Origin of the sequence: Kitasatospora sp. NPDC059817, assembly GCF_042731835.1 — a bacterium.
Taxonomy (GTDB): Bacteria; Actinomycetota; Actinomycetes; order Streptomycetales; family Streptomycetaceae; genus Kitasatospora.
Map to the genome: position 1 here is coordinate 14894 of NZ_JBHWIR010000029.1, position 12437 is coordinate 27330.

The 12437-nt window shown below is 69.8% G+C and carries 9 protein-coding genes; 4 read left to right on the forward strand and 5 right to left on the reverse strand.

Annotated features, from left to right (window positions below; translation table 11 throughout):
- Positions 1-43: 43 nt before the first annotated feature.
- From drmC to drmA, 3 genes are read right to left on the reverse strand one after another with little or no spacing between them, the layout of a single operon-like run.
- Positions 44-814 (reverse strand): DISARM system phospholipase D-like protein DrmC, encoded by a 771-nt coding sequence (drmC, locus tag ACFV61_RS09165; protein ID WP_380490839.1) that lies wholly within the window; start codon positions 812-814, stop codon positions 44-46.
- Positions 811-2718 (reverse strand): DrmB family protein, encoded by a 1908-nt coding sequence (gene drmB, locus ACFV61_RS09170; RefSeq protein ID WP_380490841.1) that lies wholly within the window; start codon positions 2716-2718, stop codon positions 811-813. The genes drmC and drmB overlap by 4 nt, the downstream gene beginning before the upstream one ends.
- Positions 2715-6476 (reverse strand): DISARM system helicase DrmA, encoded by a 3762-nt coding sequence (drmA, locus tag ACFV61_RS09175; protein ID WP_380490843.1) that lies wholly within the window; start codon positions 6474-6476, stop codon positions 2715-2717. Before drmA ends, drmB begins: the two co-directional genes overlap by 4 nt.
- Positions 6477-6650: 174 nt before the next feature.
- Between drmA and ACFV61_RS09180 the strand changes: the two genes are divergently transcribed.
- On the forward strand, positions 6651-7139 hold the full coding sequence (locus ACFV61_RS09180; RefSeq protein WP_380490845.1) for a formyltransferase family protein: 489 nt from the start codon (positions 6651-6653) through the stop codon (positions 7137-7139).
- Positions 7140-7251: 112 nt separating this feature from the next.
- On the opposite strand, the gene ACFV61_RS09185 is transcribed toward ACFV61_RS09180, so the two are convergent.
- Positions 7252-7500, reverse strand: a complete 249-nt coding sequence (locus ACFV61_RS09185) for a hypothetical protein (RefSeq protein ID WP_380490847.1) — start codon at positions 7498-7500, stop codon at positions 7252-7254.
- 161 nt (positions 7501-7661) lie between these two features.
- Between ACFV61_RS09185 and ACFV61_RS09190 the strand changes: the two genes are divergently transcribed.
- Positions 7662-10208: a DUF262 domain-containing protein gene (locus ACFV61_RS09190; RefSeq protein ID WP_380490849.1), complete on the forward strand. Its 2547-nt coding sequence runs from the start codon at positions 7662-7664 to the stop codon at positions 10206-10208.
- Positions 10209-10689: 481 nt separating this feature from the next.
- Here ACFV61_RS09190 and ACFV61_RS09195 read toward each other — a convergent pair whose 3' ends face one another.
- Positions 10690-11004: an ATP-binding protein gene (locus ACFV61_RS09195; protein WP_380490877.1), complete on the reverse strand. Its 315-nt coding sequence runs from the start codon at positions 11002-11004 to the stop codon at positions 10690-10692.
- Between the two features lie 296 nt (positions 11005-11300).
- Between ACFV61_RS09195 and ACFV61_RS09200 the strand changes: the two genes are divergently transcribed.
- Together ACFV61_RS09200 and ACFV61_RS09205 are read left to right on the forward strand one after the other, a co-directional pair.
- The gene (locus ACFV61_RS09200) at positions 11301-12164 is read left to right on the forward strand and encodes a helix-turn-helix domain-containing protein (protein ID WP_380490851.1); all 864 of its coding nucleotides are present in this window, start codon (positions 11301-11303) and stop codon (positions 12162-12164) included.
- The gene (locus ACFV61_RS09205) at positions 12157-12351 is read left to right on the forward strand and encodes a DUF397 domain-containing protein (protein ID WP_380490853.1); all 195 of its coding nucleotides are present in this window, start codon (positions 12157-12159) and stop codon (positions 12349-12351) included. Before ACFV61_RS09200 ends, ACFV61_RS09205 begins: the two co-directional genes overlap by 8 nt.
- Positions 12352-12437 lie beyond the last annotated feature (86 nt).

Consider the following 12437-nt stretch of genomic DNA (forward strand, 5'->3'; position numbering starts at 1 on the left):
AAGGTGAGGCCCCGCCGGTGGCGGGGCCTCATGTCGTTCGGGATCAATCCAGGAACGGAAGCGGTTGCAGCGTCCCCTGCCGCATCAATGCCCTGATGTGCTCGGCGGCCCGCTCGGGGGCCGTCCCGCCACGGACGACCGTACCGGCCTCCAGGTTGCGGCGTACCCCGGACTCCGTGAGGTTGGCGCTCCCCAAGAACAGAACCTGACGATCCGCAACCGCCAACTTGGCATGTTGACGGGCACTCCGATGATCGCGCCGGTCGACCGGCCAGTGCCAGAGCCGCAGTCCGCTCAGCGACCGGAAGGCGGCCGCCGGCTCCGGCCCGTCGAGCAGACCTCCCGCTCCTGCCCGGGTTTCGACCACGAGGTGCACCTCGACCCCGCGTGCCGTCGCGTCGGCGAGGGCCTGGAGCAACGGGCGGTACGGGCGGGCCGAGTAGGTCATGGCGAGCAGTTCCGTCCGCGCCTGCCGCACCACCTCGGTCAGGACCCTGGCGGTCGACCGCACCGGCACTCCCGGCGTGCTCGGGCCGCTCCAGACGGTCCTGACCTCAGCCTGGCCGCGCCGGTCGTTCCAGGCGGAGCTGAACCCGCGCAGATAGGCCGCTGCGACGGCGCCGGGTATGTCCTCGGCCCGGATCGTCCGGTACACCTCCCTGATCTCCCCGGAGGTGCGGGGAGACGGGAACTCGGCCGCCGCGTACTCCGGCCCCCGGCCCTGTTCTATGAGCGTGGCCAACGTCCCGGCCCGATGCGGACCGAGGGCCGCGACCGCCGAAGCGGCCGCGGCCTCGAAGCGCGGGCTGCTCACGAAAGCAACTCGGCGGGGGTGAGGACGACGTCCGGCTCGTCCCCGAGCGGCACCAGGAACCGGCGGTCCAGGAACCGGTTGCCGCGCTCGCAGGTGGTCTCCGAAACGAACAGGCAGATGTGGCAAGCCGCGCCGTGCAGGTAGTCGGCCGGCGCGTGCGGGAGGCGCTCGGCGCAGAGCGGGTCGGAGGAGCAGTGCGCGGCGTTGCGCAGTGCTGTCCTGACGATCCGTTCGAAGTGCGGGCCCTCGGCCAGCGAGACGAGTCCGCCGAGAGTGCCCTCGGAGTCGGGTACCGCCGTGTAGATCAGGATGCCGGCCCTCGGGTCGGTGTCGTCCCCGGCATAGATCCGCTCGGCGAGGCTCGCCGAATTGTAGCCGCACTCCAGAGCGATGGTGCGAATCAGCAGGTGGGACAGCGTGTGCAGGGCGAGATAGCGTTCCCCCGGCCAGCCCTGCATCGGATCGAACGGCCCGGTGAGCCGGTCGCTCCTGCGGTTGGTGCGGAACCGGGCGAAGGCCTCCCGGTGGGCGACCATCTGCGGCGACTTCTCCATCCGGCTCACCCAGTCGGCCATCAGACCGTCCTGCACGCGCAGGAAGATCCCCTCCCCACGGACCTCGCTGGCCGGCACCCAGCCGAGACCGGTCCGGGAGAGCCGCACCGGGGTGGCGATCTCGGAGGACGGGGACTCCGGGTCCGGTGCGTCGAGCCGGGTGAACCCGATGAGGGCCCGAGCCTCGCGCAGCCGATCCACCTGCCGGACGTTGGAGAACAACCCGTTCAGCGCGTCCGGGACCGGCACCTCTTCCAGGGCGAAGTCGTCGGTGGCGGTGGGAAGGCGTTCGGCGGAGAGGACGGCCCACTCAGGGCCGAGGAGGTCAGCGGGCCGCACGTCCGCCGCCGGTGCCTGACCGTTCTCGGCGGCCTTCCTGGCCTGGATCGCCGCGATCAGCACATCGGGGTTGTGGTCCTTCAGCCAGCCGAGGCCGGGAAGGGACGACACCGCGTCGTAGATCTCGCGCGAGGTGATGATCTGCAGCTCCGCCCAGCGCTCTTCGAGCAGTTCCGGGAGCGTGTCCTCCTCCCCCGGGGGAAGCGCGAGGGCGCTGAGCGTCATCGGAAACCACTGGTTGGACGCGCCCGCGACCATGAGGGTCGCCTCGCGGTCGCAGCCGTTGTACTCGAAGAAGGCCCCGAGGTGCGGGTGACGGCCACGGCAGGCGGGCAGGTTGCGGCGGCCCCGCTCGCCCATCGCGTCACGGATGTTGCGCTTGGCCCCGCAGCCCACGCACTCGATGGTCACGTTGGCGGCCTGGTTGCCGCCGTGGTCCTTCATGCGCAGCAGCGGGCGCGGTGCCGTCGGGCAAGCCCCACCGCCGTGCACGAACGGCGTGTACGGGAACTCGTCGAGGTGCCCGGCAGTGCACACCAGGGTGAAACGGGCGGCAACGGCGAGCGGCTTCCGGCGCCCCGGCGTGCAGTCGTGGACGAACTTCGCCTCGTGCGGGGTCCTCGGGTTGCTGTTGACGAACGTGAAGGCCTCCGAGTCGACCGGCGCGAGCAGGTTGCAGGCCGTGCACCGCAACCACTGCGGGAACGGGGTGATGGGAACGCCGATTCCCTGGCTGGCCCAGTCCTTGGCCGAGTCGGCACCCTCGGCCCACGGCGCAGCCCGCAGCTCCGTGACCTGCTCGCGCCCGTAGAGCTGGAGGGAGCGGTTGACGGCCGTGCGAAGCCGCGGCTCGTCGATGACGTAGTCGGTCAGACCGGCGTAGCTCCACGGTTCCAGCCCCTGGACCAGCACCGAGAAGTTGGGCAGGTCGATGAGGGCGCCCACCCCGGCCGTGAACATGAGGTGGCTGGGGCGTACCGCCCCGACCCGGCGGAAGTAGCCGTTGCTCATCGCTGTCCCTTCCTCGTCGCCGCAGGGGCGGTGTCTCCGTACTCGTCCGCGTCGACCGTGGCGTCCGCACCGTCGTCACCGGGCCCGAAGGCCCACTTCGGCCCGCCGTTGGTGGACAGTTCCATCAGCTTCCCGCCGCCGGGCAGCAGCAGGTTGATCTCGTTCTCGGTCTCGCGCATCGACATCGGGACGGTGAGGACGTCCCAGCGGGCGCCGTCCGCGCGGCGCAGCAGCGGGGCCACCAGGGTGCCCTTCTTCTTCTCCTTGCGGTAGCCGAGCACCGCGCTGCCCTCACGCTTGTCGGCCCAGGCGTCCTTGAGCGCGGTGATGCGCTCGGCGAGGTAGCCCCGGGCACGCGGCCCGCCGACCGTCTCCGCCCGGTCCAGCAGGCGCCGCTCCACCTCCGCCGCGATCTCGCCGTCGAGGTCCACCGTGTGGGCGTCGGTGTTGCGCGAGTGCTCGTAGGCAGCCTGGCGCAGCGCGGCGATGTACGTGGGTGCGGTGCCGCGGTCGAGCGCCCGGCGGGTGAACGGGGTGACCGACAGGGCCTCCACCTGACGGTAGAAGGTGGCGTGGTAGTGGTCGAAATCCTCGAAGTGGGCCAGGTCCCTTGGCCGTGACCAGTTGTAGAGGGTCACCACGAGCCCTGGGCGTGCCGGGTCACGGCCGACGCGGGAGGAGGCCTGGATGTACTCGGCGGTGTTCTTGGGCTGTCCGACCACCAGCATCAGCCCGAACCGGGAGACGTCAACACCGACCTGGAGCATCGAGGTGGCGAGCACGACGTCGACCGCCTGCTTGGCCGGGTGGGTGGGTAGTGCCCGGGGTTCCCGCTTCTCCTTCTTCGCGGCCGCGTACTCGGCCATCAGCGCCTTGCGGCGCTCCGAGGTGTCCCGTTCCGGGTCGAAGCCGCCCTCGAGGCGCTTGAGGGTCGTGCTGATCTCGGAGGAGGAGATCCGGGAGGTGAGCTCCTGGATGGTCAGCATGCCGGTCCGACCGGCGATGCGGTTCGCGATCTGCTCGTGTCCCTTGCGGCTGCCGTTGGAGCGCACCCGGGTGGTGATGTCGTCGTCGAGGTAGCGGCGCATGCCGGCCAGTTCGCGGGTGGCGTTGAAGTACCCAACCAGCGTCATGTACGGGTCGCCCTGGTCTCCGTAGTCGTCGAAGACCTGCTGCGCCCCGAGCAGCAGGATCTCCGCGACCCGGATCTCGGCGGCCTTGAGCCTGGTGCCGTGGGCGCAGACGCCGAGGTAGCGACGGCCCGGATCGGCGCGGCTCACGTCGACCTGCCGGGAGAAGAAGGTGTCTCCGACATCCAGCACCTGCGGCGGGAATACCGCGATCCGGCGGCCGAAGACGCCCTGCACCTGGTCGGCGGCCCGCTTAGTCGTCGCGGTGGACGCGACGATCTTCGGCCCGACCTCGCCCCGGACGCCCTTCTCGTCGGTGAAGGCCCAGCTGCACAACTGGTCGACGGCCGATTCGAAGAGGCCCACCGTGGTACCGAGCGCGCCCGAGATGAGGTGCAGCTCGTCCTGGATGATCAGGTCCGGCGGACGCAAGCGCGTGACCGCCCTGGCGGGCTGCTCACCCCGGTGGCGGGGCCGGCAGCTGGTCTGCTCGTCGAGGTCGTCGTGACGGTATCCGTGGACCGGGCAGAGCTCGGTGACCCGCCCGAACAGCAGGCCGGCGTAGCCGTTCCACGGCAGCTGGGCGAACTTGTCGACGGTCGCGATGAGCATGGCGGGCGCCAGCCGGTAGATCTCCTCGTCCACCGTGAGGACGGGAATGCCCTCGCCCTTGGCTCCCTTCCGGGAGAACGGGCAGTGGTCCTCGCCCTCCCCTCGCGGGCAGTACAGCAGTACGCGCCGCCGACGCTCGTCGTACTCCATGTTCCGGTGGGCCGTCAGGCCCGAGCCGCACCATGGGCAGCTGAGTACCTGGATCACCCGCGCGTACTTGTCGTCGGCGCTCTCCTTCGCCCCGGCGATCTGCTCCCGAGCCTCGGTGAACCAGTTCGGAGACACGGAGGTCCCCACCCACAGGCCGATCCGGAACGGAGTCTCGCCCCAGCGGCGATCGCCGCCCGCGTAGGCCTCCCGGCGCAGCACCTCGGCGGCGGCGACCAGAGCCGCGGCCCGCTGGAACTGCTGGGCCGTCAGCAGCCGCAGGGTGTAGCGCATCAACACGCCGACCCCGGCCTCGCCACTGCGCGCGTCGGCACCGCTGCCGACCACGCCCTGGAGCCGGCGCAGCGCGAAGGTGTAGGCCGCGAGGCCCAGGTACGCCTCGGTCTTGCCACCACCGGTCGGGAAGAACAGCAGGTCGACGACGGCGTTGGCGTCGGCGCCGCGGTCCGGGTGGTCGGGGCGGGAGAGCGAGGCGAGGTTGAGCAGGACGAAGGCCAGCTGGAAGGGACGCCAGCTCGCACCCTCCTTGCCCTTCGCGTGCACCTTGTCGTACGCCGGCCGATACGAGGCCTGGTCGTCCTCGTGTCCGGCGCGGGCGGCAGCGATGGCGGTGTTCCGGCGCTGGAGCGCCATCGCCTGGTTGGCGAAGCGGAAGGCCTCCAGCGCGATGTCGTCCGTGTCGAGCGCGTCGATGCCGAGCGTGATCCGGTGACAGATCCCCTCGGCCTGCTTCACTGCGAACTCCGCCGTTGCACGCAGGTCCTCGGGCAGCGACGGAACGCGCTCGCGCTGCTCCTGGAGCCAGGTGTCATAGCCGTCCGCGAGCGGGGCGAGCGCTGCCCGGAGTTCCTTGCGCCGGGCGGGCACCGCGAGTTCGGCGAGCTCGTCCATGCCGAGCTCCAGGCCGGTGAGCAGCGGCTGCTCCTCGATCCTGGGGGCCGTGGTAGCGGCGACGTCGTACGCGGGCAGCCAGGTGGTGGTCAACCGGTGGGCGCGGCGCTCGCCCGCCCGGACCTCGGCGTGGACCGCGACGTTGCGACCCACCGCGTGGCGCAGGCTGTCGCGGTAGAGCAGCCGGAGCCGGTTCTCCTCGTCGTCCTCGTTCGCGCCGGCCGCGCCCGGGGCGAGTGGGTCGTCGACAGGGAGGAAGACCGCTGCCTCGGCGTCGGCGAAGGCGGTGACGTCGAGCTCGGTCTGGAACAGCCAGTTGGCGTCCTTCCGGTCGACGGAATCCTCCAGCTGGTTGACGAGGGCCACCTCGACCACCCGCAGGTCCTCGCCGCCCACCCCGCCGGTCCGCTGCCGCACCTTGACGTCCAGGCGCACGCACGGCCCGTCCGCCGAGTCGCCCTCCAGGACGGCGCGGCGGTCGCCGATTCCGGTCACGTCGATGTCCTCGGGCTTCTCCACCGGTTCACGCGCCCACACCCGGCGGGTCCGTTCGTCGTCGGTGAGGGCCTCGGCGAGTGAGTAGCGCCCCCACTTCGCCGTGACCGTGAGCGTTCCGATCGAGGCCGGTACGGTGAACGACAGCCCCATGGACGAGGCCCAGATCCGCCCGGCGGCCTGCGGGGTCAGGAGTTCGGTCGGCTCGGTGTCGCTGCGGTCCCCGTCGCTTCCAGATTCGACGTCGGCGAGCTGTGCGGCGTTCCGTGCTGTCCGGGCCGAGCTCTCGTCGGTAGGGCGGGGGCCGAGCATCCCGACGAGGTAGCGGTCGCGCGGGCCGGCCGAGCGGTGCGGCAGCTCCTCCGTCTTGCCGTCCCAAGGGCCGAGCAGGTCACGCCTGATGTACGTTTCGAGGGCCTCCCGAGCGTCGTACGAGTCGCCGGAGAGGAAGGTCTGCGGCACTTCGTCCAGAGGATGCGGGACGGGTACCGGAGAGGACTGGGCGGACATAAAGTGAACTGCCCTTCGGGAGAATGACCGAGTACGGCGAGCCTACTGCGCGGCGCCGACACGCTTCCTCCCAGAACGATACCTTCACCGATTGACTTAGTTCACAGGATTTAGACCGTCGCCTACGTGTGCGCCGCATCCGCGACAGGGGCAGTGGTCGGCGACGCTCTGTCGCAACTGCCGCCGGGCGTCGATCTGCCGCTTCCGCGCAGCACCGCCGGTCTGGCCCGCACCGTGTCCGACTGCCGGCCGGACCTGGTGGTCTGCAACGGGTCCCCGTGGAAGCTGCCGGCCGAGGTCCTGCGCGTTCCGCGCCTCGGTGTGCTGAACGTCCACCCCTCCCTGCTGCCGCGCCATCGCGGTCCGATGCCGATCCACTGGGCGGTCCGGCCCGGCGATCCCGAGACCGGTGTGACGGTCCACTGGATGGACGAGTCCTTCGACACCGGACGGATCCTCGTCCAGCGCGGAGGGGTCGAGCTTCCGGACGACTTGGACGGCGACAGCATGTTCGCGGAGATTCAGGCACTTTCCCGCGAACTGCTATCGGAAGCCCTGGAGTTGGCGGTGACTGGTCACGCAGGCGCCGAGCAGGGGCGGGAAGGGGCGGGCTAGGAGGGCACGATGGGACCGCAGAGCGCGGTCATCGACTGGTCGGCAAGCCGCCGCGACATCCACGACCTCGTCCGCACCTTCCGCTTCGAGCTGTTCCCCGTCCCCGGCCCCCTCACCGTTGTCGACGGCCGCCGGGTGGCCGCCCGAGACGCTCCCGGTCGTTGATCGCCATGCCCGGAGGGAGTCCAGCCGCCTGGTAGACCTCGGTCAGATCCCGGCCGATGACCGCGATGTCCCCGTTGTCGAGTTCCCAGACATCGGGACAGCCGTCCCGACCGTCCGTGGTGCCCAGTTCGGCCGGCGACTTGCCCAGGCGCCGGGTCAGTGCGGCGTCCGGATCCGCGTCCCAGGGCTGGTTCATCGCGCCTCCAGAGTGTTGCATGAACGGGCGGCTACACACCGTACAGACGCTGCCGATCGGACGCCAAGAAAGCCCCGATCCTGCGGTTGTCACACCACCCCCCTACGCTGGCGGCCAGTGCCGGACACGTTCGTCCTTGCACGACCGGGCGAAGGGGAGACATGCGCGCGCAGGAGATCACGTTCCTCAAACTGGTACAGGGCGACAAGCAGTTCCAGGTGCCGCTCTACCAGCGGACGTACAGCTGGGAGCGCGCGCAGCTGCAGCGGCTCTGGGACGACGTGTCCGAGCTGGTGGAGCAGCGCGTGGACGGCGGCGTGCCGGCTGCGCATTTCCTCGGCTCCGTCGTCCTGGCGCCCGGCCACATCCAGGCCGGCGGGGTCCAGCGCTGGCTGGTGGTCGACGGCCAACAGCGGCTCACCACCCTGATGCTGGCGTTCACCGCACTACGCGACCATTACAAGGCCGCCGGCGCCGAGAAGGCCGCCGACCGGGTGCACCGGCAGATCCTGGTGAACGAGTTCCACGAGGACCTCGACCACTACCGCCTGCTGCCCACCCAGGCCGACCGGGACGCGTACACCGCGTGTGTGGAGTCCTCACCGAAGGCCGGCGGCGCGGGCAACGTCGGCACTGCGTACCGCTTCTTCCTCGGCGCCCTCGCCGAGGGTGCCGAGGAGAACGGCGCCGAGTGGACCGCCGCCGTCGAGGTCGCCTTCAAGGAGCTGCTCTCGATCGTCGAGATCACCGCCCAGGACGGCGACAACGTCTACCGGATCTTCGAGTCCATCAACAACACCGGCGTGGGCCTCAGCCAGAGCGACCTGCTGCGCAACTACGTCTTCAGCCTGCTGCCGAAGCGCGGTGAGCGGGTCTACCGCGAGCTGTGGCTGCCGATGCAGGAGAAGCTCGGCCCGAAGAACCTCGAACTCCTGGTCTGGCTCGACCTGGTGGTGCGCGGACACAACAAGGCCAAGCAGAGCGACATCTACCGCGAGCAACAGAAGCGGCTCGACGTTTTCAAGAACGACGAGGAGGCGCTGCACCGGGAGATCCAGCTACTCTCCGAACGCGGCGAGCGACTGCTCCGCATCCTGGCGCCGGAGCGGGAGGAATCCGGCGCGCTGCGCGTCGCCTTGGAGCACCTGCGGGCGTGGGGCGGCCAGACGCACTACCCGCTCGCGCTCCACCTCCTCGGCCTCGTCCACGCCGGCCGGGCCACGGCGGACGAGGCCGCAGAGGCGCTGGGCTACGTCGAGTCGTACCTGATCCGCCGGATGATCTGCCAGGTCCCGACGAACAACCTCAACCGGATCTTCATGGACGCCCCCCGGGAACTGGAGGCCGACCGCTCGGTGGCGGAGGCGGTACGCCGGCTGCTCTCCGGCCGCCGCCGCAAGTGGCCGTCCGACGAGGACCTGCGCGAGGCGATCCGCAGCAAGCCGTTCTACTGGAACGGGCGCTCCACCCAGCGTTTCCAGGTGCTGCGGCGGTTGGAGGAGAGCCACGCGGCGAGCGAGCCGGTGGACTTCGAGAAAGCGCCGCTGTCCGTGGAGCACGTACTGCCGCAGCGCCCGGCTCAGGCCTGGTTCGACCTGCTCGCGGAGGAGACGGAGGACGGCCAGAGCCCGAAGGAGCTGCACGACCTGCTGGTGCACACCCTCGGCAACCTGACGCTGTCGGGCGACAACTCCAAGCTCTCCAATCACCCGTTCCAACGGAAGCAGCAGATCCTGGACGCGAGTGCACTGCGGATGAACCAGGAGATCGCGGCCGAGGAACGCTGGGGCAGGGCGGAGATCCTGGCCCGGGCCGACCGGCTCGCCGAGCGCGCGATCGGGCTGTGGCCGGCTCCCATCGGGTCGGTGAAGACCGTCGGGGACGAGTGGCCGGGCTGGGCGGAGCTGCGGGCGGCGCTGGTCGCGATGCCCAGCGGCACCTGGACCTCGTACGGCGATGTCGGGGAGCTGATCGGTCTCCATGCGATCGGGGTGGGCAACCACCTGGCCACCAAGCCGGGTGTCATCGGCGCGTACCGGGTTCTCAATTCGGACGGCCGGGTCTCCCCCGGCTTCCGCTGGCTCGACGGCCGCACGGAGACTCCGCAGGAGCTCCTGGAACAGGAGGGCGCCCCCTTCGACGAGGCCGGCCGCGCCCACCGGTCGTGCCGGCTGACCGCCCCTGAACTGGCCGCCCTGCTCGGCCGCGACATCTCACCGAACAGTCTGCACGACCCGCTGCCCGACACCGAGAACGCAGCGGCGGCCGAGCGCTTCCGTACTCAACTGTCCGGGAACCAGAGCGAAGCAGCGAACACGGGAGTGCTGGCCGCGCTGCACTTCTGGGAAGGGCAGGGAGGTCACTTCGACTACGGCCGGGCCGACGAGACCAGCTGCTTCCCTATGCTCGACACCGGGACTCCCTCCCAACCGCACCTGCTGTGGCCGCTCGCGCTCTACCCCGTGACGGGGACGGCGGAGGTAGCCTTCCAGTGGCTGAAGGACCGGAGCCCGTTCGACGACACCGAGATGCGGCGGGAGCTGCTGCGGCGGTTGAACGAGATCGACGGGGTCGAGCTGGCGGAGGCGAAGTTGGACCTCCGCCCGTCCTTCCCGCTCCAGGTGTTCGCCGACCATCCGGAGGAGATCTCCGCGGTGCTGGAGTGGTTCGTCCACACCGCGGCGCTGGAGCTCGCGCAGCGGGCCTGAGCGGAATTGCCCTGACGCCGAGCCGAGTTGGGGAATTCGGCTCGGCCGCGCGCGGCGCGGTCGGCCGGGTATGCGCCGGGTCGGATCCTGGTCCTGACGTTCGGGGTCGGTGCGGTCGTCGTCCGGCTTGGGCATCCGGAGGGCCGTGATGACGCCGAGGATGACGGTGGCGAACGCGAGCGCGACGAGGACGGCGAAGGCGGCGCCGATCAGGAAGGTAGCAGTACCGGGTCTCATCCTCGCTCGATCCCCTCAATGTCCCGGAGCAGGTGGAGGAGGTTGAGCAACGTGCTCACGGGCGTGTTGCCGAAATCGACGAGGATCCGGCCGTCGAGGGTCGTTTCGCCGGGAGCGGCGGAAGCCCAGAGGAGCCCGTACGCGAGGCCTCGGCGGTGCAACTCGCCGAGGAGTTAGACGATTTCGTACGCGGTGTAGTCGTGCATCCCGGGGCCGGTCTGCGCGATGGGCGCGCGGCGGGGGCTCACGCGAGGGAGTCCAGCTCGAACCAAACGCTCTTGCCGCGCTTCTGCGGGTCGACGCCCCAGCGGTGGGTGAGCCCCTCGATGAGCTGGAGGCCGCGGCCGGACTCGGCGAAGCCGGTGGGGGCTCGCGGCGCGGGGAGGGCGTCGCTCTCGTCCGCGACGCAGGCGCGGAGGGTGCGGGTGAGGGAGAAGTAGACGACGGGGGCGGGGGTCTCGCCGTGGCGCCAGGCGTTGACGATCAGCTCGGCGAGGGCGAGTTCGGCGTTGAAGATGACCTCGGGGTCCCAGCCGGCGCGGATCAGGACGTCCCGCAGGGCCTGCCCGGAGGGGGCGAGGGCGCGTTACGGGTGCACACGGAAGCCTCCATGAAGCAGTGATAGGAAGAGGCTGCTCTGCGGTGCGCGGGCAGTAGGCGCCTACTGCCCGGAAAGACAGGCGTTACTGACGATCCGTCGGATCGATATGAGAGCGACCAGGGCGCATAGGGCTCGAAATTTTAGGCGTCGAGCGGGAAGTTCCCTCTACCGTGGGCGGGGCACGTCCGCGTCCCAGATGGACCCGCGTCCCACCAGCGCGGCAGACCGACCCCATCACCAGCAGAGAGGACGTCATGGCCGTTCGAGCCAACCCGACCCTGCGCCGACGTCGACTGGGATCCCAGTTGCGGAGACTGCGGGAGCAGGCCGGCCTCGGAGGCAGCCAGCTCGCCCAGAGACTCGAGATCAGCCCTGGCCAGATGACGCAGATGGAGACCGCCAAGATCGGCGTCAGCCCTGAGCGCATCCGGATGGTCGCCTCGGCCTGTAGCTGTGTCAACCAGCCACTGATCGACGCGCTCTCCGAGATGGCGTCGGATAGACGGAAGGGCTGGTGGGAGGAGTTTCGCGGGACGCTGACAACAGACTTCCCTGAGGTGGCGGAGCTCGAAGGTCACGCAGCGCGGCTGGCCCTCTGCACGACCACCTACATGCCAGGTCTGCTCCAAACCAACGCCTACGCGTCTGCCGTGTTCGCTCGGGTCTTTCCGCCTCTGTCCGTAGATGACATCAAAGTCAGGACTGCCTTTCGCATCAGAAGGCAGGCAATCGTCCGCTGCGGCAGCACCCCCATGCAAGCCTTCATCCACGAGGCTGCGTTAAGGATGCAGTTCGGGGGCCCCAAGGTGCTTGGGGATCAACTCGAAGCTCTCCTCGAAGACTCCGAGCGATCAGGCATCTCCGTACGAGCTGTCCCGTTCGCTGTTGATACGTTTCCGGGCGCCGGCGAAAACCTGACCTTCGCCGAGGGAGCCGTCCCCGAGCTGGACACTATCCAGATGGATGTGTCCCAGGGTGCGCTGTTCTTCGATCCCCCGGCAGACCTTGCCAAGCATCGAGCCATCTTCTCGCGCCTGGACTCGACTGCGCTCTCCGAAGAAGAATCGCGAGACTTCATCCGATCCATCATGAAAGAAGTGAAAGCCAGCTATGTCTGAGACGGATTGGCAGAAGTCCAGCTTCAGAGCCGCGAACAACGAGTGCGTCGAAGTCCGCTCTGTCAACGGGCTGGTTGAACTGCGCGAGTCCGACTGCGGCGAGGTCGTAGTCCGCACCATGCCGGCCAAGTCCGCCAAGTTCCTCCAAGCCGCCAAGGCTGGCGAGTTCGACCACCACGTCAGCTGACTCTGGGGGGGGGGGGGGCGGGGGGGGGCGGGGGGCCCCCCCCCCCCCCGCCGGGGGGGGGGGGGGGTAGGAACAACCCCCCCCCC

Excerpts from the sequence above, each read along its gene's own strand:
- drmB (WP_380490841.1), bottom strand. The coding sequence starts at position 2,718 with ATGAGCAACGGCTACTTCCGCCGGGTCGGGGCGGTACGCCCCAGCCAC.
- ACFV61_RS09185 (WP_380490847.1), bottom strand. The coding sequence starts at position 7,500 with ATGAACCAGCCCTGGGACGCGGATCCGGACGCCGCACTGACCCGGCGC.
- ACFV61_RS09190 (WP_380490849.1), top strand. The coding sequence starts at position 7,662 with ATGCGCGCGCAGGAGATCACGTTCCTCAAACTGGTACAGGGCGACAAG.
- ACFV61_RS09200 (WP_380490851.1), top strand. The coding sequence starts at position 11,301 with ATGGCCGTTCGAGCCAACCCGACCCTGCGCCGACGTCGACTGGGATCC.
- ACFV61_RS09205 (WP_380490853.1), top strand. The coding sequence starts at position 12,157 with ATGTCTGAGACGGATTGGCAGAAGTCCAGCTTCAGAGCCGCGAACAAC.